This is a genomic window from Paraburkholderia caribensis (assembly GCF_002902945.1).
GTDB classification, from domain to species: Bacteria; Pseudomonadota; Gammaproteobacteria; order Burkholderiales; family Burkholderiaceae; genus Paraburkholderia; species Paraburkholderia caribensis.
Window position 1 is genome coordinate 1,562,173 of record NZ_CP026103.1, and the last position, 24,044, is coordinate 1,586,216.

Genomic DNA, 24,044 nt, shown 5'->3' on the forward strand with positions numbered 1-24,044 from the left:
TGCCGCTATTCGTGCGCAGACGCGCCATCTGGTCGAGATTCTGCATGATCCCCGTCGAGGCGGTGTTCTGGTCGTGCCGGGCGACCCGGCTATGGCGACCACACCTTCGACGTGCGTCACCCGTAAACGAACAAGGGACCCAGGAAGTTGCCCTCCTGGGTCCCTTGAAGACAGCAGGCGTCGACGCTTACTGTCCCGTGTATCCAACCGGCACGGTCGAATTGTTCTTCGCGACCGTCGCGTTGTTCGACACGATGTACTGCGGCACTTCCGTCAGCGTGAGCGACACCTGGCCGTTCGAATACGGAAGCGTCGTGACGTTGCCATACCCGTCGATCTTCGTGACGTTGCCCGACGTGCCCGCGTTGTCCACCTGCAGCGAATAGGTCGTCGAATAGGTCGTGCTATACACGCCATTGACGGGCCACTGGCTGTTGTTGTGCGTCCACGCGGCCGTCACGACCTTGCCGTTGTTCAGCTGCTGGAAGTCGTACACGAAGGTGCCCGAAGGCGTGTTCTTCACGCGGCCCAACGTATTGGTGCCGTCGAGCACACGCGTCATCGTGGCAAACGCCATCGCTTCCGGCTTCGGCGACAGGTTCGACGCGCCGAACGCGCCCTGCGCATTGTTCAGGTCGAAGAACGAACCGTAGCCCACTTCGCCCGGATAGTCCGCGCCGTAGAACAGCGTCGTGAGCTGCGCGCCGCCGCCCAGCACGATGATGTGCGAGCGCACCCCAACGGCCGCATGCGCGAACAGCTGGTTTTGCGACGGCACGGTGGGACCATACGCCAGACCCGGATCGTAGCTCGTGCCCGCTTCCGTGAAGAACAGCTTCATGTTCGGCTTGCCGTTCTGCATCACCTGACGCAACTGCGCCATCTGGTTGTCCAGCGCATTGGCCTGGTTCGCGGCGCTCGGGTCCGAATCGTATTGCTCCGGCGGATGCGCCGGGTAGGTACCCGCATTCCAGTAGCCGTGCGTCGAGACGGCATCGATGTAATTCCACAGGCCGAGTGCACCGAACTTCTGCAGATAGCCGGTCGTGCACGTCGTGCAGTTCGCGGCGAACGGATTGCCCGTGCCCATCACGACCGCGTTCGGATCGGTCGAGTGGATGCCTTCATAGGCAGCCTTGTACATCGCGACGAAATTCGCGTCGCTATCGGCCCAGCCGAGACTCGGCTCCCACGTCACCTGATAATAATTCTTCTGCTGGTTCGGGTAGTTGGCCGCGCGGATCAGGCTTGTATCCGTACCCACCTTCGCCATGAAGTTCTGGTACGCGGTCAGATCCTTCGGTGCGTAGTAGCTGTCCGTGAACTGACCCGTCTTCGAATTCCACGCCGGGATGCCGTCGAGCCGCACGATACGCATCTGATCGGGATTGGCCTTATAGAACGGATCGAGATCGTTCACGCTCGGCGTGTACGTGTTAGGACCATTCGGCTCCATCTGCGACTGCTGACGATTGTCGATCGTCCACGTGATGCCCAGCGCGCGCAGTGCCGCGATGTTGCCGTTGAACCCTTGCATGCCGAAACGGTGCTGGTCCTGATGCGCGTACGTGACCGTGCCGAGTGCCGAGGCGAGATTCGGCAGCACGCCGAACGTCGCAATGCCTGTCGGACGCGTGCCGCTACGCGGCAGCGTGCCGCCATTCGCGCGCAGCGTGGCCGTGATCGCGCCATAGCCCGACCATGTCGACTTGCACGAGAGGGTGTTGGTCTGCACGCCAGCGCTCACCGGGAAACTGCCCTGCGTCCTGATCGCGCCATTCGAATCCGCGATCGACCAGATCACGGTATCCGCGTTCGGTGCGTTCGTCGTGACCGTGAGGTTGAACGGCGCGTTGTTCTGGAACACGCGCAGGCCATCGGTGGTCGGCGTGTCGGCCGTGATCAGGCCGTTCGCCGTGCCGCCAGCCTTCTGCACCGCCGTTCCGCACGAGATCGCCGCGCTGGACGAAGGTGACGGTGCGGGTGCGGGCGTTGGTGTCGGTGTCGGTGTCGGCGTCGGCGTGGGAGTCGGTGTCGGCGTTGGTGTCGGCGTCGGCGTTGGTGTCGGCGTAGGCGTCGGTGTCGGCGTCGGCGCCGGCGCGGGAGCCGGCGTTGCAGCCGGCGAGCCGGCCGCGACGGCACGCACCCAGCACGCTTTTCCGTAGCCGTACGCAGGGTCCGTATTCGACACCGCGCCGACATAGCAGCCAACGCCATTCGTGAACGTACGCGGCGCCGTGAGCATCACGGAGGGCGCGTTAGGCGGCACGGCGCCAAACACGACAGAGCCCGTTCCGAGGAACGAGCAGTTGCTATTCTCTTTGCCGCACAGTGTGTATGACTGGCCTGCAACGGTAATCGTCGATGCCTGGGCGTACGCCTGCTCTGCACCAAACGAAGCCAGCACGGTTGCCGAGGCAACACCCAATAGTTTCCAATAGCTCATCATTGTCCGTTGATCCCGGTGAAATCAGTTTTCCCCGAAAGTCCAGCAAGATCGTTGACAGATCGTCCCGCTGTGGCGTTTTCGAAATACAAAGAAACCGGCATCGACTATTTATTACGGATTACTTACTACAATGTCCAGGCATGAGCAGGACACGCGTTCATGCAATCTCGCTTTCGATGACCGGGAACGTGCGGAGACCCCGCGCTAGCGCGGATCGATTCCCTGTACACATCTGATACCAGATCAGATGATTTGATAGACGAGCCGAGACCGACTCCTGCAATCAGGAATCCTCAACTACGGCTGAGTCGTCTTGCGCGTTTTGGCAACAACATGCCGTCGAGAGCCCTTTCGGGTTCGACGAAATTGATCTACATCAATGTGATACAGGCAACGTCGGGCATTGCATTTCCGCGGTCGACATCTACGCAGAACCTGCGTCCACCCGTCTGGACGGAGACAAACTGGCACCTCTGCGCAAGCGCCGTAGGTAGCAATTACTTCCGTCCGATCCCTACCAAGTACTAATTACAGAAAATTTCAAGGCAGACGAATTATAAACGTTTCATTCATGTAACGTCGCCCGAAAAAAACCCAAAAGGTAATGTCGCCGGTAATTTCGGAGAAATTTTGAGATCTGATTTCGTGAAGCGGGATTGATCAGGGAAGATTCACCCGTGACCGCCCGCAAAAAGTAAATTCATGATCGATATGGATATTTTTTCTGCTTTTTCGTAATACGAATGCGCCATTCATGCGTTTAAATTTTCAATGCGCACGATAACGGGGAAATGATCGATCCCGATTAATAAGAATATCCTCCGATTATTACGCGAACCCGCAGCGCGATTAAATAGGGCGCGTCCACCTCATTGAATATTGCGCGCCCGATTCCCGCAGACTCAGATCGCCATTGAAAAGCCGCGCACTCGCAACGGCCATTCGCTTCAGGCCGTCGTGCCGCCGTCAATCGCGGCGAGCACCTCGCGGGTGAATGTCGGATCGTTCAACTCGAGGTGTGCCGATAATCGCCCCGTCACTTCCTGAAGCAGCCAGCCAAACGGCCGGCTTACCTCGATGCCGCGACGATTCAGTTCGCTTCGCGGCGCCGATGGCCGCCCACTACACCGCAAGCGGCGTTGCAGACATCATCGAGGCAGCCACGAGCTTGCGTGTGTAGGGATGCGTCGGTGCCTCCATCACGTCGTGCGTTTCGCCCGTTTCGACGATACGCCCGGACTTCATCACCGCCACCCGATGCGCCATCGCGCGTATCACGGCCAGATCGTGCGTGATGAACAGATAGCTCAGCCTGCGGCTCTTTTGCAGATTCGCGAGCAGGCTCAGCACCTGCTTTTGTATCGACACGTCGAGCGCGCTGGTCGGCTCGTCGAGAATCAGGATTTCCGGCTCGACGGCAAGCGCGCGGGCAATCGCAATTCGCTGCCGCTGCCCGCCCGAAAACTCCTGCGGATACCGCAGCATCACGTCCCACGGCATGCCCACTTCCTGCAACAGCGCGGCGACCCGTTCGCGCCGCGCATGCGCATCCAGTCCCGGACGATGCACGCGCAAGCCTTCGCCCACGATCTGCTCGACTGCCATGCGCGGCGACAAAGAGCCGAACGGGTCCTGAAATACGACTTGCAACTTCGCATACAGCGACTTGCGCGACGACGTGGTGCGCAACGTCGACAACGGCATGCCGTCGATATGAACGCTTCCCGCTGCGGGATGTTGCAAGCCGAGCAGGGTTGCCGCAAGCGTCGATTTACCGGAACCGGATTCGCCGACTATGCCCAACGTCTCGCCGTGCCGCAACGACAGATCGATGCCGTGCAACGCGCGAAATGCCCGGCGCCTGAACACGCCGCTCGTCGCATAGTCGACAGATAACCCTTGCACTTCCATCACACGTTTCGCATTGGACGCGACCGGCGAGACCTGCCGCTGCGGCTCGCTCGCAAGAAGCTTTTGCGTATAGGGATGACGCGGCGCGTCGAACAGTTCCTTCGTCTCGCCGCTTTCGACGAGCACGCCCTTTTCCATCACCGCTACGCGCTGCGCGAAGTGCCGCACGAGGTTGAGGTCGTGCGTGATCAACAGAACAGCCATGCCGTGATGCGCGGCCTCCTGTTCCTGCAGATCGATCAGCAGATCGACGATCTGCCGTCGCACGGTCACGTCGAGCGCGGTGGTCGGTTCATCGGCCAGCAGCAGACGCGGTCTGCACGCAAGCGCCATCGCGATCATCGCGCGTTGACGTTGACCGCCCGACAGTTGATGGGGATAGCTGTCGATGCGCCGCTCCGGCTCGGGAATGCCCGTGCGCGCCAGCAATTCGATGCCCCGTGCCCGTGCAGCATTGGCGCGCAAGCCTTCATGCAGCCGCAGGCTTTCCGCAATCTGCTGCCCGATGGTGAAGAGCGGATTCAACGCGGTCATCGGTTCCTGAAAGACCATCGCGACGTCCGCGCCGCGTATGCCGCGCATTTGCTGCTCGGACTTTTGCAGCAGATCTTCGCCGTCGAGCATGATGCGCCCGCTCGTTTTCGCATGCTCGACAAGGCGCAAAACGGACAGCGCCGTCACGCTCTTTCCCGAGCCCGACTCGCCCACCAGCGCGACGCGCTCGCCCGCAGCGACGCTCAGGCAAAGATTGTCGACGACGCGCTTTTCGCCTTGCTCGCCGAAGCACACCGTCAAATGATCGATTTCCAGAAGTGGCTTTGTCATTAGTGCCCTCCACCGAATGCGGAGCCACGCGCACGCGTGTCCATTGCATTGCGCAATGCGTCGCCCATGAAAGTCAGCAACAGCAGAGTCACGACGAGCGCCGCGAACGCCGACACCGAAATCCACCACGCGTCGAGATTGTTCTTTCCTTCCTGCAGCAACTCGCCGAGACTCGGCATGGGCGGCGGAACGCCAAGCCCCAGAAAGTCGAGACTCGTCAGCGAGAGAATTGCCGCGCTCATGCGAAATGGAAGAAACGTGATGACGGGAGTGAGACTGTTCGGCAGAACATGGCGCCAGATGATCTGTCCATTCGACAGGCCCATGGTGCGCGCGGCCCTCACGTAATCGAGTGAACGGTTGCGCAGGAACTCGGCCCGCACGTAATCCGACAGCACCAGCCAGCCGAACATCGACAGCAGAATGAAGAGTAGCCACAAGCTCGGCTCGAAGATCGAGGCAAAGATGATCAGCAAGTAAAGATCGGGCATCGAACTCCATATTTCGATCAGCCGCTGACCAATCAGATCCACCTTGCCGCCGTAAAAGCCCTGCACGGCACCCAGCAGAACGCCGAATGCGACGCCCGATACAGTGAGCGCCAACGCCATCAGCACCGACAGGCGGAAACCGTAGAGCAGCCGCGACAGTACATCGCGCCCATACTGGTCCGTTCCCAGCCAGTTGTCGGCATTGGGCGGCGCAGGGTACGGGCGCGTGGCGAAATAATCGATCGTGTCGTAGCGGTAATGATTTGGCGCATAGATCGCAAAGTTGCCATTCGACTGAATGCGGCTGCGAATGAATGGATCGAGGTAATTCGCTCTGGTCGTGAAGTCGCCGCCGAATAGGGTCTCCGGGTACTCTTTAGCAATAGGAAAGTAATAGTGGCCTTCGTAGCGCACGAGAAGCGGCCTGTCGTTTGCCACGAGATCGCTTAGCAAGCTCAGCGCGAAAAGAGTCGAAAAGATCACCGCGCTCCAGAAGCCGAGACGCTGGCTTCTGAAACGCCGCCACACGCGCCGCCACGGCGACGGCGACACGGGCAGCGCGGCGACTGCGCTGCTAGCGCCCGGTGCGGTTGAACTGGATGCGGGGGTCGACAAGGACATAGCACACGTCAGCGATGAGCTTGGTCAAAAGACCAATCAGGGTGAACAGGAATAGCGAGCCGAGCACGACGGGATAGTCGCGGCGGATCACGGAGTCGTAAGAGAGCTGGCCCATGCCGTCGAGCGAAAACAAAGTCTCGATCAGCAGATTGCCGTTCAGAAACGCGCCGACGAATGCCGCGGGCAAGCCAGTCAAAAGCGGGATCGCGGCATTGCGCAACACATGTCTGAACAGGACGTCGCGTTGCGGCACACCCTTGGCTTTTGCGGTCAGCACGTATTGACGGCCGATCTCCTCCAGAAACGTGTTCTTCGTCAGGATCGTGACAACCGCGAAGTTGCCGACTACGGCGGCCGTCACCGGCAAGACGATGTGCCACAGATAGTCGAGCACCTTGCCGATCGCACTGAGATCGTCGAAGTCGTCCGAGGTCAGGCCGCGCATCGGGAACACCTGCCACAACGTGCCGCCGCCGAACAGCATCAACAGCAGCACGCCGAACACGAAGCCTGGAATTGCATAGCCCGCCAGCACGGCGACACTCGTGACGGTATCGAAGCGCGACCCGTTGCGGACCGCCTTCGCGATGCCGAGCGGCACCGACACGAGGTAAGTCAATATCACCGTCCATAATCCGAGCGTGATCGACACGGGCAGTTTCGAACGGATGACGCCCCACACGCTCTGATGGTGATAGTAGGACTGGCCGAGATCGAAGGTCGCGTAGTCTTCGAGCATCGCGAAGTAACGCGTGAGCGGCGGCTTGTCGAAGCCGAACTGCTTCTTGATCTGCTCCATCTGCTGAGGGTCCACGCCCTGACTGCCATGATAGCCGCCGCCCCCCGCGCCGCCCTCGCCGCCCGGGCGCGCGCCGTGGCGCAATTGCGTCATGATCTGTTCGACAGGGCCGCCAGGCACGAACTGCGTGACGACGAAGGTCAGCGTGACCACGCCGATGAGGGTCGGCACCATCAGGGCCAGCCGTTTCAGGATATACATCAGCACGGTCTGCTCCTCATTGCACGTTTGCGGACGCAACGCTCGCAGCCGCCGGCTTGCGATACCAGTAGCTGATCACCCAGTCTTCCGCCTGATAGGTGTATGGCACGAGATCAGGAAAGCCGAGGGAAGTGCGGTATGCAATGCGCGAAGCGGGCGAATAGTATTCGGGGATCTGATAACACTCGGCGATCAGCACACGGTCAAGTGCGTGCGTCGCCGTTTGCAGTTCCTCCAGCGATTTCGCCCGCAACACGGCGCGAATCAGCGCATCGACCGCTGCCGAGCGCACGCCGGGATAGTTCTCCGATCCGCTTTGCGATGCCGATGCCGTGCCAAAGCGATGCTCCAGTTCGACGCCCGGAATCGTCACGGTCGGATAGATAAACGTGGTCATGTCGAACTCGAAGTTGTCGAGCCGCTTCTGATAAAGCGCGCTGTCGATCTCACGCAAGCGCGCGTCGATGCCGAGCGTTTGCAGATTGCGCATGAACGGCAGGATGACGCGGTCCATGCCCGGCTGGTCGTCGATAATTTCGATGCTCATCGGCGTGCCGCTCGCGTCGCGCAACTGGCCGTCGTGCACGCGCCATCCTGCTTCGGCGAGCAGGTCGCGAGCCTGTCTCAGGTTGTCGCGCAGCGTGTGCGGCGGCAGCGTGTCGGGTTGCTTCGGCATCGCGGCAAACACGCTCGCGGGCAGCTGCGCGCGGTACGGTTCCAGTAATGCAAGCTCCTTCTCTGAAGGCAAACCGCTTGCCGCAAAAGGGCTGTCCTGAAAGTAGCTATTCAGACGCCGGTACTGCCCGTAGAACATCATCCGGTTCATCCAGTCGTAATCGAACGCGTACGAAAGCGCCTTACGCACGCGTGCATCGCGAAACATCGGCTTGCGCGTGTTGAACATCAGGCCCTGCATCTGCGCGCCGTGATTGGAAAATAGCTGACGCGTCAGCAAACCATTGTTGAAGTTCTTGCCGATGTACTTGCGCGCCCATTGCGTCGAACTGTATTCGACCTGCACATCGGTATCGCCTGCCTTGAAGGATTCGAGTTGTGTGTAATGATCGAGATAGAGCTTGAATGCAATGCGCTCGAAACGGTACATGCCGCGTCGCGATGGGAGATCGGCGGCCCAATACGCGGGATTGCGCCGGTAGACGATCTGCTTGTCGTTCTTGCGTTGCTCGATCAGATACGGGCCGCTCGCAATAGGCGGCACGTTGGTCAACTGATCGAACGCAATGCGCTTGCCGTCGGGCTGCGCGCTCCATTTCGGCGAAAAGACGGGAATGTCTCCCGCGATCAGCGGCGCAGCGCGATCCGCATGCCGAAAGTCGAAACGAACGTGCGACGCGTCCACTACAGTCGCGCGCTTGATTAGCGCAAACTGCGAATTGAACAGCGGCGACACGGCAGCACTGCTCAACGTGTCGAACGAGTATTTGACATCCGCTGCGGTTACAACGTCGCCATTCGAAAAGCGCGCGCGCGGATCGATATGGAATGTCGCCGACAATCCATCGGGCGCGACTTCCACGTCGTCGGCAATCAACGGGTATTCGGATGCGAGCTCATCCCAGCTACGCTGCATCAGCGTATCGAACATCAAGTGCTGGATGTCGGGTGCGGGAGATCCACGCACGAGAAACGGATTGAGCGAATCGTAACTTTGCGCTTCGTTGTAGTTCTGAAAATTAAGCGTGCCGTTCGCTGGCGCATCCGGATTCGCATAGTCGAAATGCGTGAACTCCGGCGGGTATTTCGGCTCGTCGTATTGCGCGATCGATGGCCTCGCTTGTGCGGGCATTGCATGCAACGCGATGCCGGCCATCAACGCGAGCACGCATGCGTGGCCGGCCGTCGCGCGAAAACGAAGGATCAGGGTGCGTCTCATCATCAGCGTGGTTGAATGCGCGCGCGGGCTCGTAACCCGCGCGCGCTGCATCGAACGGGCGCATCGGCAATGGGTCGCTGCCTTTGCGCGTCGCCTGTCTCTCAGGTTATGCCGTTGAATTCGTCAATCGTCGTCCGATGCCGTCGTCTTGAACGAAAACTCCACTTCGCCGACATACGGCTCCGCGTTCTTTTCGCACTTGTAGGCGCGGCCCGCGGCGATCACCGCCTCGTTGAAGACCGTGGTTGGCGGCGTAACGCGCACGATCTTCACCTCGCCGACGCTGCCGTCCGCGTTGATCGACAAATGCGCAAGCACGTTCGCGGAAATGCCCTGCTCCAGCGCGCGACGCGGAATCTGCGGCTGCACCGACTGGCAATGCCCGCGTCCATCGACCACGCCATGCAGCGCGGGCGGCGCAACGGGCGCCGTTCCCGTGGCCGCCGTAGCAGGCGCGGGGGTCGCCGACGGCGGCGCGGTCGCGAGCGCGGGTGCATTCGCCGCGGGATTCGCAGCGGCCGGGATGTTCGCCTCCTTCGGCGCGGCAGACGGCTTCGCGGGCGGCGGCTTCGGCACCGGCAGCGGCTTGGGCTGCACCTGCTTCGGCACGGTCTTTTGCGGCTCGGGCGCGGGCGGCGGCTCGATCTTCTTCACTTCGGGCGGCGGAGGCGGCGGGGGCGGAGCGATCTGCACGCGCATTTCTTTCGGGGCAGGCGGCGGGTCCTGCTGAAACTTCACGTGCGATACCCCAACGATCAACAACAGTTCGATCAGCAGCGCCGCGCCGATCGCGAGCCGCATCGAAATGCGGCCATGATGCGACGGCGTCGACGAAGCCCACAGTGCGCCATTGAGCCGCCGTTGTGGTTCTTTCATATCGATGGCGGGTGAGCTCATGTCGTCGGATTCGTGGCCAGCGCAACCGAACTGATGCCCGCCGCGCGCACCAGGTCCATCACCTTCACGATGTTCTTGTAGCTCGTTCCCTCGTCGCCCGCGATCGCGACGTCCACCTTCTTCGCATCGTGCACGAGCCCTTCCAGACGTGCCGTCAGTTCGGTGGGCGTGACCTGTTTGGCGTCGAGATACAGCTCGTCGTTCTTCGTCACGCCGATCGACACTTTCACCGTCTGCTGCAACTGTTCGGCCGTGCTCGATTGCGGCAGGTCGAGCTTGATGCCCGCGCCCTGGATCATCTTCAGCGTCGCGAGCATGAAGAAGACCAGCAGGAACATCATGATGTCGATCATCGGAATGATCTCGATGCGCGCCTTTTCTTCACCGCCCAGATAGTGGCTGCGATGGTTTCGCATGGTGTTTCTCCTTTACGGCAGATAGCGGTTTCAGGCCGCGAAACGCGAAACGAGCAGCGACTTGATGAGGTCGAACTGATTGACCGTCATGCGGATGCGCTTGTTGAAATAGTTCAGGAAGATCACGCAGATGATCGCGATGGTCAGGCCGCAGGCCGTCGCCGTCAGCGCGTGGCCGATGCCGCCCGTCACGCCGTTCGGATTGGCCGTGCCGCTCGTGCCGAGCACGTTGAACGACTCCACCATGCCGATGATCGTGCCCAGCAGACCGAGCAGCGGGCCGAGCGTCACAGCCGTATCGAGAATCCACAGATTGCGGTCGAGGCGCGGCAGCTGAAACATGATCGTCTCTTCGATCTCGCGCTCCACGACGGCTTCCGTCTTGCCCTTCGCCTTCATGGCCGTTTTCACGAGTTCGCCCTGCACCGTCGCGCGATAGTGCTCGGCGACCTTGGCGGCATCGTCCGGCCTGGCGGGATCGACGAGCTTCAGGTCGTGTTCGAGTGTCTTGCCCGCCTGCACGGCGCGCGAGAAGAACACAAAGCGCTCGATGATGATCGCGATGCCGAGCAGGAAGATGAAGGCAAGAAGGGGAATCAGACCCATCGACTGGATCGAGTAGGTAATGAGCGTATTCAGCACTGCGGACTCCGGTTAGTACGATCGAACAGCCGTTGCATGACGGCATGGGTTTCAGTGGACCGGCGGCTTCGTGGGCTGCCGGGAAAAAGGCGCGCCCTCCAATGCAAAGGCCGTACCAGGTCGACACGTATGCGGCGGGCGACGAAGCAACCGAAGCCGCGTCCCCGATGCGCAAAGGCCCGTATTTCAAGGCATTACCCAATTTCACAGTTAAAACATTTCCACTGACGATGCAGCATCCTCGCGCGTGCATATAACCCGTCAAATTAAAGAGCAACACCCGGACTTAGACCTGGTTCGCGCAATCCACACAGCTCATCAAACTTTGTTTAGTAGCGCAATTGGTGCACGACCCATTTGAATGGCAATAAACAGTGCATTTATTCAATTGGAATTAGACAAGTTATTTACACTTTCATTAAAGCACCGTGAGGCGTGAGTTCGGTCTTTGCGTTTCATGCAATGTTGCCCACAGGATAAGGGATTGAGCATCACATCGATGCAAACAAAGTTTGATGAGCATCGTTTTATCAGCTAAAGCGGATGCCCCGATTTAGTTACTAAACAGATTAAAAGCGAAATGTAATGATTCGCACCGGTTTGAAAAGCGCGCCTTTTGTTAGTGCTTTTCACGCACTGTAAACGCCAATAGAAGAATAGCTCTAAATGCGTTTTGCGGGTATCACCAATCCTTCCACTGTGTTACTCGCGCGAAAGTTCTTTTAAGACTTTCCATTGATATTTCGCATTCCCATTTAACTTTGTTTTTTACGAATCCAATCAATCCTTTGCACACGAATTAATTCGTATCGAACGCCACCGCACCGCTCTTTTGCCGCCGACGTGGCATGCGTTTCGCTTTCGGCAGCGCTCGCTTTCAGCCAGAGCGCGCCGACACGATCGGCAATGCGCCCTGGACGGGACGTGCGACATGGCGCCGTTACGCGTCAGCAGCGAGGACCTTGCTGACCCGGTCGCACGACTGCACGCAGCGACTCGCATGCGTGCGGATCGTTCAACAGAAGTCGTCTCAACGACAAGAAGGAGCGCAAGTGAAACAGAAGAGACTGGTCTCGGCGATCAGGACAATCATAGGAGCCGAGCTGGTGCTGACGGCGGCATTCATCCCGCTCGCGCATGCACAGAGCCAACCCGATAGCGCAGCCGCGCCGACTGCGGCCAGCGCACCGGCCGTCAGCAAACTCGACAAGGTCGAAATCACAGGGTCGTTGATCCGCACGTCGGACAAGGTCGGCAACGTCGAAGTCCAGACCATCACGCCGAAGGAAATTCAGGCGAGCGGCTATACCACCGTGGCCGACTTCCTGCGCGGCACGTCGGCGAACTCCGCCAGCAGCTGGTCGCAAAGCACGATGAACGGCACGGCGCCAGGCGGTGCGGGTATCGCGCTGCGCGGGCTCAGCGAGAAGTACACGCTGGTGCTGGTCGATGGGCAGCGCGTCGCCAATTACGCGCAGGCCGTGAACTTCACCGACACCTTCTTCGATGTGAATTCGATCCCGTTGAACATGGTCGATCACATCGAAATCGTCAAAACGGGGGCCGTTTCCGAGTACGGTTCCGACGCGATCGCGGGCGTGGTGAACATCATCACGAAGAAGAACTTCCAGGGCCTGCAGGTCGACGGGCAACTCGGCAAGGCGCAGCATCCCGGCGATGGCCAGGGCAGCTTCAGCGTGCTGGCCGGCTTCGGCGATCTCAACGCGGACCGTTTCAATGTCACGGCGGCGGCGAGCTATTACCGCGACAGCGGCTCGACACTGGCCGACCGCGACATGACGAAGAACCAGGACTTCACGCAATACCCGGGCGGTCTCAAGGCGCCGCTCGGGCCGAACCAGCAGTCGTACTGGGGCCTGCCCGACGGCTCCACGCAGGCGCTCAGCCCGTGCCCGCCCGGCAGCAGCGCGGCCAACACGGCAGGCGCATCGTGCACGTACAACACGGCCGCCGCGACGTCGCTGATCCCTTCGACGACGCGCCTGAACGCCAATGTGCGCGGCACGTTCAAGATCAACGACGAGACGCAGGCCTTCGCCGACTTCTGGGCGAGCCGCAACGAAACCGTGCAGCTGATGGGCCCGGCTTCGATCTCGTCGACCACCAACGTATTCAACCCCACGACGGGCTCGGTCGCGCCGCTGCCGCGCACTGTCGCCGGCTCGAATCCGTTTAACCCGTTCGGCGTGGATACGCCGATCAACCTCACCTTCCCCAACAACGTCGCGTCGGCGGATACGGTGTCGACATTCTGGAAGGCGTCGACGGGTGTCAAAGGCTCGTTCACGACGCAGAAGCTCGGCGACTGGGACTGGTCGGCAGAATACGGTCACTCGCAAAGTACCGTCGATACGCACTACTCGAACTCGCTCAACGTGGCGGGTGTCGAGAACATTCTCGGCAACGGCGTCTATAACTTCGCGAATCCCGCCTCCACGCCCAATGGCCTGAACGGCGTGTTCATGGACGACTATCAGCAGGCCATCTCGAAGCTCGATAGCGTGACGGCGAAGACATCGACGGGCAATCTGTTCACGCTGCCGACGGGCAACGTCGGCTTCGGCATCGGCTCGGAGTTCCGCCACGAAAGCTCGACGATCAATCCGCGCACCTTTGCGTCGGAAGGCATTGCGGCGCCCGCCAACGTGCAGAGCGTAGACGGCTCGCGCAACGTCGCAGCCGTGTTCTACCAGATCGAGATTCCGATTATCCGCAACCTCACGTTCACGCAGGCGGGCCGCTACGACCACTACAGCGACTTCGGCGGCGCGTTCTCGCCGAGCTTCGCGTTGCGCTTCCAGCCGGTGCAGATGTTCACGACCTACGCGTCGTACAGCCGGGGCTTCCGCGCGCCGACGCTGGTGGAGAACTCGCAGGCCGCGTATCTCGCGCACCAGAACCTCGTCGACCCGAACGATCCGAGCGGCGTGCCGACCAAACACTTCACGACCGAGCAGATCAACGGCAACCCCGACCTGCAGCCGGAGCATACGAAGAACTACAACATCGGCTTCCAGCTGTCCCCGGATACGTCGACCGATATCGGCGCGTCGTTCTACAAGATTCACATCGACGGCGTGATCGGCACGAACGACCCGAACGCGCTGCTTCAGCAGAACGATCCGTCCGTCGTCATCCGCAATCCGGACGGCACGATCCGCTATGTCGCGCAGCAGTTCGTGAATCTCGGCTCGCTCGATACCGACGGCTTCGACATGAACTTCCGCAAGTCGGTCGGCACGAAGTACGGCACGTTCACGCTATCGGGCGACTGGGCCTATGTGTGGCACTTCAAGCTGAACAGCCCGGGCAGCCCGACGCAAGACTTCGCGGGCAACAACCTCGCGCTGCTGCAGCCGTTCGGCGCGAGCAACCCGCGCTGGAAGGGCAATACGAGCCTGAGCTGGGACTACCAGAAGTTCACGACCACGCTGACGTGGCAGTACACGGGGCCGTACACGAATGCCGTCGCGGCAGAATTCGGCGATGGCGGCACGCTGTCGGTCGCGTCGTATAGCCAGTTCAACCTGATGGCCACGTATCGCGGCTTCAAGCACTGGACGATTTATGGCGGCATCACGAACCTGTTCGACAAGAAGCCGCCGTTCGACGTCGAATGGCAGGCCGTGCCCGACATCACGGGTTACGACCAGTCGCTGTACACCGATCTCGGCCGCTTCTTCCAGGTCGGCGCGACGTACCGGTTCTGATTCACGCGTTACCGTGTGATGAAGGAGTCTCCCGGCCGCGGGAGACGTTGTTGTTGCAATTCCACCCCTTGTTTCAGGGGCTTTGCCGGCGGTGCGACGATTCGCACCGCCGCTTTTTCGCTTTCATGCCTGCCTGAAGGGCAGCGTGCTGGAGAATGCTTCGAGTTCCATGGCGCGCGCCGCCAGTTGCGCGAGCTTCGGGAATGCAGCGGGATTCGATGATGCTGTCGCTGTCATAGAGAATCTCGCCTTCGTCGGCCGCATCCATCGGATCTCGAACAGGGCCATGTCGTCATTCGCACGATCGCGTCGCGCACCAACCGGCCCTTTCCAATCGTCGTGGCGAGGGATGGCGAGCGCATCGAGGTGCAGAACCGTCGCGGGCTCACGTCGAATGACATCATGGGCTGTCTGACGATGAGCCTCGCAGGTCTCGGCGTCGTGCACGCGCTGACGTTCTCCGCCAGCACGCATCTTCGAAGCGGTGCGTTGGAGGCGGTGCCGAGCGACTGGGTATCGGACCCTGTGCCCGTTTTCGTGGCGTACCAGCCCAACGGGCACTTGAGCACGAAAGTGCGCGTGTTCATCGACTGGCTGGCGGAACTGTTTGCGGCAAATGAATCGACGGCGAGAGGCGAACGTGCGGCGGGGAAGTAAGACCGGTCACGCACGCGCACCCGCCGTGCGACGCTCCTGACGCAGCAGGACATCGCGGTAAATGCCGGGCCGGCCCGCGAGTTCCAGGGGTGCGCCGTCATCGACCAGCCGCCCATGCTGGATCACCACGATCCGATCGAAACTCTGCAACGTCGACAGACGATGCGCGATCGCCACCACGGTGCGGCCTCTCATCAGCCGGTCCAGCGCGTCCTGAATCTTCGCTTCCGATTCGCTGTCGAGCGCCGACGTCGCCTCGTCGAGGAGCAGAATCGGCGCATTTTTCAGGAACGCCCGCGCAATCGCGATGCGCTGCCGCTGTCCGCCCGAGAGCCGCGTCCCGCGCTCGCCGACATTGGTCTGCAAGCCGTCGGGCAACGAATGGATCAGATCGAGGCTGTTCGCGTTCTCACAGGCTTGCAGCACTTCGTCTTCCGTCGCATTCGGACGGCCGTAACGCAGGTTGTCGAGCAACGAACGATTGAACAGCGAGATATCCTGCGGCACGACGCCGACGGCATCGTGCAAGCTGCCAAGACTGATATCGCTCAGACGCTGGCCCGAAATGCACACGGCCCCCAAGCCGGGCGGCGGATCGAATGAGCGTTGCAGTAGCGCCAGGATCGTGGTTTTGCCCGCACCCGACGGTCCGACCAGACCGACACGCTGTCCCGCATCGATGTGAAGGCTGAAATGATCCAATACGCGGCGGCGCCCGGGATACGAGAACGTGACGTTCTCGAAATCGATATTCGCGTCGCGGACCTGCAAGGACGGGACACCAATCGTTTCTTCCATCTCGCGCGGCACGAGCAGCGACTGCGCGGCCTCGGCAAGCCGCGCGAGATGCTGGATCATGCCGACGAGCGCCACGGCGAGATCACGCGTGCCATGCAGAATCGCGAAGCCGAGCGAACTGACCAGCACCACGTCGCCCGTCGTCGCGCGCTCCTGTGTCCAGAGCCATAGCACCCAGCCCAGCAGACAGCACGACAGCACCACCGTGATGACCGCGTGTACCAGCCTGAGTTTTTCGAGGTGCCGCAGACTTGCTTCGCGAGACGCCATTTCCTGCTCGAGAAAACTGCCGATCCGCAGACACTCGCGCGCCGTGGCGACAAAGGTCCGCACCGTCGCCATATTGCCGATCACGTCCACCATCTCGCCGTCGACGGACGCAGCACGCGACGCAAAGTGCACGTGACGCTCGCCGCCCCGCTTCGCGAGCCAGAACAGAAAGGCCGTCATGCAGACGGAGATGGCGACGAGCGCGAGCGCCATCCACACGCTGATCCAGCCGATCAGCACAACGGACCCGATGACCGACAGCAGCGGCGGCAGCGCATTCCACGCGGTCAGGTTCTCGATCGTGAATATGGCATTGGCTGTGGCGGAGATACGGCTTGCGAGCGTGCCGGGCTGCACGTTCGAGAAATAGCCTGTCGAATGGCCGATCAGATAGCCGAACAGTTCGCGCCGCACATCGCCCGTGACCTGGACGAAGGTCCGCACGCTTGCCCAGCCCGCGATGCGCCAGAACAGATTGTCGGCGAGCAGCAGCACGACGATGACAAGAAACGCGTGGATCACGTGCGCGGGATGCGCGCGGCCAGCGGGCAGCGCGTCGACCAGATTCCTGATCGCGAACTGTGACCCCAGCGAGCAGCCGACGGCGGCGACGATGCCCAGCAGAATCACCACATGCTGTGCCGGATGCTGTCGAACGTAGCGGAACAGCAGGCGCACGGGACTCGACGCGTAACCCGCAAGCTCCTGTGCGCGCCGCCCGCGCGTGCGCCCGGCCGGCCCGGCGTTCGCAGCCTCTGAACTCGGCATACTCATTGTGGACCGCTCCGGTGTTTCGCCCCTATCAGACGAATCGTGCAACGCGCCAATCAATAGTCAAACGATCCCGCTACCGACCGGGCGACGATTGCCCGTCGCAAGCGCCGTTCCCGGACCCTTGGCTGCCAGACACTGCGGCACCGGATGTGCGCTGGCCGCAATCGCGCACGGCGAGGGAAAAACGGATAATGCGTTGGTATCGCTCTGTGTGGGCGGCATCGATGGCGGGTCATACGGATGCGCCGTCGTCGCAGTGGTGCGCTGCGCCATGCAGGCTTGAAAATGCAAGCATGAGACCTTCCACCCTGTCGCATCATAGCTCGCTGTCGTCGTGCGCCACGAACCTGCGCGGTCGTGCGCCACGAACCTGCGCGGTCGTGCGCCACGAACCTGCGCGGCTTGCCGACCGAATGGCAGCACCTGTCGGCCGTAACAATCAAGGCGGTTTCGTTCAACCACAACTGAAAACAATTTCATTATGCGTATTCCACCGCTCAAGGCGATCATCGCGTTCGAAAGCGTCGCGCGAACCGGGAGCGTGAATCGCGCGGCTGATGAGCTCGGTCTGACGGCATCAGCCGTTAGCCATCAGTTGAGCAATCTCGAATCGATCATCGGGCAGCCGCTGTTCCAGCGTTCGGGCCGCGGTCTCGTGCTGACGCCGACGGGCGAGCGCTATCTGTCCGACGTAACGGGCTCGCTCGCAGATCTGAGCCGCGCCACCGAGCGAGCGTCCAGCCGCGCCGACGTCGACATTCTGCGCGTGCATTCGAGCCCGAGCTTCGGCCTCATGTGGCTGATGCCGAGGCTCTCGTCGTTTCAGGAAGCGAACGGCGACATCCAGTTGAACCTCGCATGTTCGTACGAGAACGTCTCGTTCTCGAATGGCTTCTACGATATCGACGTCCGGCACGGCTACGGCAACTGGAGCAACGTCGAGGTCAAGACCGTGCGCGGCGAGTTCATCGCGCCGCTCGCTTCTCCCGCGTATCTTGCGCGTCATCCTGTGAACACGCCGGAAGATCTGCTGTCGCATCGGCTGATCTATTCGGAGTCGCCGCTCGTGCAATGGAAGCAATGGTTCGGCAGAGCCGGGGTAGCCGCGGCGCACAAGACCTTCGATTTTTCGTTCGACCGCTCGTACATGTCGCTTGAAACGGCGGCGCTCGGCCTGGGCATTGCGCTCGAAAGCCTGATGCTGGCCTCGGTGAAGATTCAAGACGGCTTGCTGGTGCCCGTCTTCGACGACAGCCATGCCGTCGAAGTCGGCGCGCATCACCTCGTCTATCCGGCGCAAAATGCGGAGCTGCCACGCGTGGCGCGCTTTCTCGCATGGATCGAGCGCGAGGCCGCTGCCGAGCCTTCGCGCCAGTCGTAGATCCAGCGCCGCAGCGCAGCTGCAGGGTTTTATTGCGCTGCAACGAAGCGCCGTCCATTCCGCCGGCGGCCCTCACCTGAATTTTTCTCAGCCATTGTTGAGCGTTTCCGCGTTGATGCGCGCGCCCCGTCAGCCGACACTCGGGGCACACATCAACACACAGGAGACAACCCATGTTGCTCGAGAACAGGATCGTCATCGTGACTGGCGCGGCCTCGCCGCGCGGCATCGGCAGGGCGACGGCCAACGCACTCGCCGCGCAGGGCGCGCGCGTCGTGATCCTCGATCTGCGCAAGGAAGACGCGGCATCCGCCGCCGCCGACCTCGGCGCCGGACACCTCGGCCTTGCCTGCGACGTCACCAGCAAGGACGCGTGCGTTGCCGCCGCGCGCACCACGCTCGAACGCTATGGCCGCATTGACGGACTCGTGAACAACGCGGGCATCACACAGCCGGTTCGCACGATGGACATCGCGGGCAAGGACTTCGACGCGATCGTCGACGTGAATCTGCGCGGCACGCTGTACATGTCGCAAGCGGTGATTCCCGCCATGCAGGAACAGCACGGCGGCAGCATCGTCTGCATGTCGTCGGTGTCCGCGCAGCGCGGCGGCGGGATCTTCGGCGGCCCGCACTACAGCGCGGCGAAAGCGGGTGTGCTGGGTCTCGCGAAAGCGATGGCGCGCGAATTCGGCCCGAACCGCATTCGCATCAATTCGATCACGCCGGGCCTGATCCAGACCGACATCACGGGCGACAAGCTGACGCCCGCGATGCGCGAAGACATCATCAAGGGCATTCCGCTGGGCCGGCTCGGCGACGCCGCCGATGTCGCCAACGCGTGCCTGTTCCTTCTGAGCGATCTGTCGAGCTATCTGACGGGCGTCACGCTCGACGTCAATGGCGGGATGCTGATCCACTGAGAGCCGCGCCGCCGCCAGCAGGCGGTGCAATCGACGCACCTGGGCAAACCCGGGGCAAACATGGCAGGAGACATTCCATGAAAGCGAAGTACACCGCGTCACCGGTTACGGGTGATGTACTGCCGCGCAACGATTCGCAGACCTTCGAAGCGAAGACGTACGCAAAGGTCAGCCGCCGGCTGATCCCCTTTCTGATGCTGTGCTATCTCGGCGCCTACCTGGACCGGGTCAACGTCGGCTTTGCGAAGCTGCAGATGCTCAGCGATCTTCGTTTCAGCGAAACCGTCTATGGCATGGGCGCGGGCATTTTCTTTCTTGGGTACTTTCTTTTCGAAGTGCCGAGCAACGTGATCTTGCATCGCGTCGGCGCGCGCCGTTGGCTTGCGCGCATCATGCTGACGTGGGCCGTCATCTCGGCGAGCTTCGTGTTCGTCAAGTCGCCGACGGCCTTCTACGTGCTGCGGTTTTTGCTCGGCGTCGCCGAGGCGGGCTTTGCGCCCGGCGTGATTCTCTATCTGACTTACTGGTTTCCGTCCGAGCGTCGCGCGAAGGCGCTATCGCTGTTCTTCATGGCGATTCCGCTGGCAGGCATGGTCGGCGGTCCGCTGTCGGGCTGGATCATGCATTCGCTGCAAGGCGCGATGTCGATGGCCGGCTGGAAGTGGCTGTTCCTGCTCGAAGCGTTGCCGTCGCTCGTACTCGGCTTCGCGATCCTGCTGTATCTCGACGACGGCATCAAGCAGGCGAAGTGGCTCACCGACTCCGAAAAGGCGCTGCTCGCCCGCAACGTCGCCGCCGACGCCGAACATAAGACCGCACACGTGTCGATCCGCGCGTTCATCGGCGACCGCCGCCTGTGGCTGATGGCCTCCATCTACTTTTGCGTCGTGCTGGGGCAATACGGCCTGACCTTCTGGCTGCCGACCATCATCCGCAAGTCAGGCGTTGCCGATCCGCTGTGGGTGGGCGTGTTCACGGCCATTCCGTATCTGTGCGCAATCATCGCGTTGCCGCTGATCGGCATGAGCGCGGACCGCCGGCGCGAGCGCCGCTTTCACCTCGCCATTCCGATGCTGATCGCCGCTGCGGGCTTTGCGACCTTGCCGATGCTCGGCAGCGTGGCGGCGTCGATTGTCTGTCTGAGCATTGCGGCTGCCGGCATTCTCGCGTCGTCGTCGCAATTCTGGTCGCTGCCCACAGCTTTGCTGGGCGGCATGTCGGCGGCAGCGGGCATCGCCGCCGTGAACTGCTTCGCCAACCTGGCGGGCTTCTTCTCCCCGGCGATCGTCGGCTGGCTGAACGATCTGACGGGCAAGTCCACGGCCGGGCTGATCTTCATCTCTGTCGCGATCACGTTTGGCGCAGCACTCGTTTTTCTGGTACCGGCCCGATCCGTCAACCGCTAATTCGCTTAGCCACCTTTTCGTTTGAACACTGGAGACATCGATGGACACTGAAACCGTCAACGATACGGTCACGCTCGCCGAGCGAGCCTACCGCATTCGTCGAAACGCGCTGCTGATGGGGGAAGTACAAGGCCAGGGCTATATCGGCCAGGCGCTCGACATTGCCGACGCGCTCGCCGTCGCCTACTTCGGCGCCATGCGCTACCGCCCCGAAGATCCCGAATGGGAAGGCCGCGACCGCTTCCTGCTGTCGAACGGTCACTACGCGATTGCGTTGTACGCCGCGCTCTTCGAAGCCGGCATCCTGCCCGCCGACGAACTCGAAACCTACGGCAGCGATGACAGCCGTCTGCCGATGTCGGGCATGGCGAGCTACACGCCCGGCATGGAGATGTCGGGCGGCTCGCTCGGCCACGGTCTGACGATTGCCGTCGGCCGCTGTTTGGGACTGAAGCGCAAGCACTCGGACGCATTCGTCTACACGCTCTTCTCCGACGGCGAACTCGACGAAGGCTCGATCTGGGAAGGCCTCATGTCCGCCGCGCACTGGAAGCTCGACAACCTGATCGCGATCGTCGACGTGAACAACCAGCAGGCAGACGGCCCGTCGACGCAGATCATGGCCTTCGAGCCGCTCGTCGAAAAGCTGGAGGCATTCGGCTGGTACACGCAGCGCGTGAACGGTAACGACATCGACGCCGTCACGCAGGCATTCGACAACGCTCGCACTCACGACAAGCCGCAGCCGCGCATCATCGTCTGCGATACGAAGATGGGCTGCGGCGTGCCGTTCCTCGAAGAACGCGAGAAGAACCATTTCATTCGCGTCGATGCGCACGAGTGGCAACTCGCGCTCGAAGCACTCGAAGCCGGGAGGCAAGCATGAGCACCCTTATGAAGAAGCCGCGCCTGAAGACATCGGCGATGATTGCTTCGATCGCGGGCGAAGGCCAGCTCACGCGTTCCGCGCCGTTCGGCCATGCACTCGCCGAACTCGCACGCACGAAGAGCAACGTGATTGGTATGACAGCCGATCTCGGCAAGTACACCGACCTGCACATCTTCGGCAAGGCGTTTCCTGACCGCTACTATCAGATGGGCATGGCCGAGCAGTTGCTCATGGGCGCCGCCGCCGGCTTCGCGCATGAAGGCGCGCAGCCGTTCGTGACGACCTACGCCGTGTTCGCCACGCGCCGTGCGTACGACTTCATCCATCAGACGATCGCCGAAGACAACCTCGACGTGAAGATCGTCGCCGCGCTGCCCGGTCTCACGACGGGCTATGGCCCGAGCCACCAGGCCGCCGAGGACCTTGCGCTGATGCGCGCAATGCCGAACATGACGGTGATCGATCCATGCGACGCGCTCGATATCGAGCAGATGGTGCCCGCCATCGCTGCGCACCCGGGCCCCGTCTATGCGCGCCTGTTGCGTGGCAACGTGCCCGCCGTGCTCGACGAATACGATTACACGTTCGAACTCGGCAAGGCGAAGCTGCTGCGCGACGGCAACGACGTGCTGCTGATCTCGTCGGGCATCATGACAATGCGATCCCTCGAAGTCGCCAAGGCACTGGAAGCGGACAATATCGGCGTCGGCGTGCTGCACGTGCCGACCATCAAGCCGCTCGATACAGCCGCCATCCTGCGCGAAGCGAAGCGTACGGGACGCATGGTGATCGTCGCGGAGAACCATACGGTGATCGGCGGTCTGGGTGAAGCAGTGGCACGCACGCTGCTCGGCGCGGGGGTGACGCCGCCGTTCCGCCAGATTGCGCTGCCCGACGAGTTCCTCGCCGCCGGCGCATTGCCGACGCTGCACGACCGCTACGGCATCTCGACCGACACAATGGCCGCCAGTATCAAGACGTGGCTCGGATAACAGCTCGAATTCCAATCGAGCCATAGTGGCATGATCGAACGACCGCAGCCGGAAGGCTGCGGTCGTTTTTTCGAATACGTCAGTGCGACGACACGTAATCGGAATCGGCAAACGCCGGCGGCATCGAAAACGTCTCACGCATGCGCTTCGTCTCCGCTGCAGGCGTCGCCCCGAATAGCCGCTTGAATTCGCGATTGAACTGCGACGCGCTCGTGTAGCCCACCGCGTGACACGCTGCTTCGGCGGTGATGCCCTGACGCAGCATCAACAGTCGAGCCTGGTGCAAGCGCGCCGATTTCACATATTGCATAGGCGATGTTTGCGTAATCGACTTGAAGTGGCTGTGAAACGTCGGCACGCTCATACCCGCATCGCTCGCAAGCTGTGAGACGTCGAGCGGCTGCGCATAGGTCGCGTGGATGCGGCGCAACGCCTTGCCGATCTTGCCGAACTGCCCTTGCATCGCCAAAGCCGCGCGCATCGCGCTGCCTTGCGCGCCCGTCAGCACGCGGAAATACAATTCCCGCTTCAGCGCCGGACCGAGGATGGACGCGTCGAGCGGCCGGCTCATCGCTTCCAGAAACCGCAACACGGTGATTCGAAGTGCGGGGTCCATCGGACTGGACATCATGCTTTGCGGCGCACACGCCTGAACGGGTGCATGATGACGGTCGATCTCCAGCATGAGTTCGGCCGCCACGGCGAAGTCCAGATGCAGGTAGATGGCCAGAAGCGGGCGTTGCGGCGTAGCGTCGGTTTCCATCGTGAACGGCACCGGTACGGCGACAGCGAGATACTGCTGCTCGTCGTACACGTAGACCTGATCGCCGAAATAGCCCCGCTTGGTTCCCTGGCAAACAATCACGATGCCGGGATCATAGAGAACGGGCGTGCGGGACAACGCGCGATCCGAACGGAGAATTCGCACGTCCGGCAACGCCGTGAGGTTGTATCCCTCGTTGGGCGCGAGTGCTTTCAACAACGCAATCATGGTTTGCAGCCCGTCGACCTTTCTCACCATGCTTCACCACTGTCATAGGAATAGGCAATAAGTCGAGACTATAAGACCTGAATCGT

16 protein-coding genes and 1 pseudogene are annotated in these 24,044 nt (G+C 61.5%); 7 read left to right on the top strand and 10 right to left on the bottom strand.

Going from position 1 to position 24,044, the window contains the following annotated elements; translation table 11 throughout:
* Positions 1-187 precede the first annotated feature (187 nt).
* The 8 genes from C2L66_RS36655 to C2L66_RS36700 all read right to left on the bottom strand — a co-directional run bounded on the left by C2L66_RS36655 (position 188) and on the right by C2L66_RS36700 (position 11,146).
* Positions 188-2,449, bottom strand: coding sequence for a glycoside hydrolase family protein (locus tag C2L66_RS36655; RefSeq protein WP_060608898.1), 2,262 nt, complete (start codon positions 2,447-2,449; stop codon positions 188-190).
* Between the two features lie 1,122 nt (positions 2,450-3,571).
* Complete coding sequence (locus tag C2L66_RS36670) at positions 3,572-5,185, bottom strand: ABC transporter ATP-binding protein (RefSeq protein WP_060608901.1); 1,614 nt, start codon at positions 5,183-5,185, stop codon at positions 3,572-3,574.
* Positions 5,185-6,297, bottom strand: coding sequence for an ABC transporter permease (locus tag C2L66_RS36675; RefSeq protein WP_060608903.1), 1,113 nt, complete (start codon positions 6,295-6,297; stop codon positions 5,185-5,187). Before C2L66_RS36675 ends, C2L66_RS36670 begins: the two co-directional genes overlap by 1 nt.
* On the bottom strand, positions 6,251-7,303 hold the full coding sequence (locus tag C2L66_RS36680) for a microcin C ABC transporter permease YejB (protein ID WP_035996031.1): 1,053 nt from the start codon (positions 7,301-7,303) through the stop codon (positions 6,251-6,253). The genes C2L66_RS36675 and C2L66_RS36680 overlap by 47 nt, the downstream gene beginning before the upstream one ends.
* A gap of 10 nt (positions 7,304-7,313) precedes the next feature.
* Positions 7,314-9,194: an extracellular solute-binding protein gene (locus C2L66_RS36685; protein WP_060610539.1), complete on the bottom strand. Its 1,881-nt coding sequence runs from the start codon at positions 9,192-9,194 to the stop codon at positions 7,314-7,316.
* A 120-nt stretch (positions 9,195-9,314) separates the two neighbouring features.
* The gene (locus C2L66_RS42220; protein WP_054931011.1) at positions 9,315-10,088 is read right to left on the bottom strand and encodes an energy transducer TonB; all 774 of its coding nucleotides are present in this window, start codon (positions 10,086-10,088) and stop codon (positions 9,315-9,317) included.
* Positions 10,085-10,504 (bottom strand): ExbD/TolR family protein, encoded by a 420-nt coding sequence (locus C2L66_RS36695; protein WP_054931012.1) that lies wholly within the window; start codon positions 10,502-10,504, stop codon positions 10,085-10,087. Before C2L66_RS36695 ends, C2L66_RS42220 begins: the two co-directional genes overlap by 4 nt.
* 30 nt (positions 10,505-10,534) lie before the next feature.
* Entirely contained in the window at positions 10,535-11,146 is a 612-nt protein-coding gene (locus tag C2L66_RS36700) for a MotA/TolQ/ExbB proton channel family protein (protein WP_054931013.1), read from the bottom strand.
* 1,052 nt (positions 11,147-12,198) lie between these two features.
* On the opposite strand from C2L66_RS36700, the gene C2L66_RS36705 reads away from it, so the two are divergent.
* Together C2L66_RS36705 and C2L66_RS42020 are read left to right on the top strand one after the other, a co-directional pair.
* The gene (locus tag C2L66_RS36705; protein WP_060610542.1) at positions 12,199-14,877 is read left to right on the top strand and encodes a TonB-dependent receptor plug domain-containing protein; all 2,679 of its coding nucleotides are present in this window, start codon (positions 12,199-12,201) and stop codon (positions 14,875-14,877) included.
* Positions 14,878-15,135: 258 nt separating this feature from the next.
* Positions 15,136-15,534, top strand: a pseudogene (locus tag C2L66_RS42020) (LysR substrate-binding domain-containing protein); the annotation flags it as partial.
* A gap of 6 nt (positions 15,535-15,540) precedes the next feature.
* On the opposite strand, the gene C2L66_RS36715 reads toward C2L66_RS42020, so the two are convergent.
* On the bottom strand, positions 15,541-17,376 hold the full coding sequence (locus C2L66_RS36715) for an ABC transporter ATP-binding protein (protein ID WP_054931014.1): 1,836 nt from the start codon (positions 17,374-17,376) through the stop codon (positions 15,541-15,543).
* Between the two features lie 481 nt (positions 17,377-17,857).
* Here C2L66_RS36715 and C2L66_RS36725 point away from each other — a divergent pair, with 481 nt between their 5' ends.
* The 5 genes from C2L66_RS36725 (at position 17,858) to C2L66_RS36745 (ending at position 22,967) form a co-directional block, all read left to right on the top strand.
* A complete protein-coding gene (locus C2L66_RS36725) occupies positions 17,858-18,757 on the top strand; it encodes a LysR substrate-binding domain-containing protein (RefSeq protein WP_060608909.1) in 900 nt (299 codons plus the stop codon).
* Between the two features lie 173 nt (positions 18,758-18,930).
* Positions 18,931-19,680, top strand: a complete 750-nt coding sequence (locus C2L66_RS36730) for an SDR family NAD(P)-dependent oxidoreductase (RefSeq protein ID WP_054931016.1) — start codon at positions 18,931-18,933, stop codon at positions 19,678-19,680.
* Positions 19,681-19,757: 77 nt separating this feature from the next.
* Positions 19,758-21,086, top strand: a complete 1,329-nt coding sequence (locus C2L66_RS36735; protein WP_060608912.1) for an MFS transporter — start codon at positions 19,758-19,760, stop codon at positions 21,084-21,086.
* A 40-nt stretch (positions 21,087-21,126) separates the two neighbouring features.
* Positions 21,127-21,972: a transketolase gene (locus C2L66_RS36740; RefSeq protein ID WP_060608915.1), complete on the top strand. Its 846-nt coding sequence runs from the start codon at positions 21,127-21,129 to the stop codon at positions 21,970-21,972.
* Positions 21,969-22,967, top strand: coding sequence for a transketolase family protein (locus C2L66_RS36745; RefSeq protein WP_060608917.1), 999 nt, complete (start codon positions 21,969-21,971; stop codon positions 22,965-22,967). The genes C2L66_RS36740 and C2L66_RS36745 overlap by 4 nt, the downstream gene beginning before the upstream one ends.
* 79 nt (positions 22,968-23,046) lie before the next feature.
* Here C2L66_RS36745 and C2L66_RS36750 read toward each other — a convergent pair whose 3' ends face one another.
* Positions 23,047-23,958 (bottom strand): AraC family transcriptional regulator, encoded by a 912-nt coding sequence (locus C2L66_RS36750; RefSeq protein ID WP_060610544.1) that lies wholly within the window; start codon positions 23,956-23,958, stop codon positions 23,047-23,049.
* Positions 23,959-24,044: the final 86 nt, after the last annotated feature.

Coding starts and splice junctions, on each gene's coding strand:
- C2L66_RS36740 (WP_060608915.1), top strand. CDS start 21,127: ATGGACACTGAAACCGTCAACGATACGGTCACGCTCGCCGAGCGAGCC.
- C2L66_RS42220 (WP_054931011.1), bottom strand. CDS start 10,088: ATGAGCTCACCCGCCATCGATATGAAAGAACCACAACGGCGGCTCAAT.
- C2L66_RS36685 (WP_060610539.1), bottom strand. CDS start 9,194: ATGATGAGACGCACCCTGATCCTTCGTTTTCGCGCGACGGCCGGCCAC.
- C2L66_RS36730 (WP_054931016.1), top strand. CDS start 18,931: ATGTTGCTCGAGAACAGGATCGTCATCGTGACTGGCGCGGCCTCGCCG.
- C2L66_RS36670 (WP_060608901.1), bottom strand. CDS start 5,185: ATGACAAAGCCACTTCTGGAAATCGATCATTTGACGGTGTGCTTCGGC.
- C2L66_RS36735 (WP_060608912.1), top strand. CDS start 19,758: ATGAAAGCGAAGTACACCGCGTCACCGGTTACGGGTGATGTACTGCCG.
- C2L66_RS36750 (WP_060610544.1), bottom strand. CDS start 23,958: ATGATTGCGTTGTTGAAAGCACTCGCGCCCAACGAGGGATACAACCTC.
- C2L66_RS36725 (WP_060608909.1), top strand. CDS start 17,858: ATGCGTATTCCACCGCTCAAGGCGATCATCGCGTTCGAAAGCGTCGCG.
- C2L66_RS36655 (WP_060608898.1), bottom strand. CDS start 2,449: ATGATGAGCTATTGGAAACTATTGGGTGTTGCCTCGGCAACCGTGCTG.
- C2L66_RS36695 (WP_054931012.1), bottom strand. CDS start 10,504: ATGCGAAACCATCGCAGCCACTATCTGGGCGGTGAAGAAAAGGCGCGC.
- C2L66_RS36745 (WP_060608917.1), top strand. CDS start 21,969: ATGAGCACCCTTATGAAGAAGCCGCGCCTGAAGACATCGGCGATGATT.
- C2L66_RS36675 (WP_060608903.1), bottom strand. CDS start 6,297: ATGTCCTTGTCGACCCCCGCATCCAGTTCAACCGCACCGGGCGCTAGC.
- C2L66_RS36715 (WP_054931014.1), bottom strand. CDS start 17,376: ATGAGTATGCCGAGTTCAGAGGCTGCGAACGCCGGGCCGGCCGGGCGC.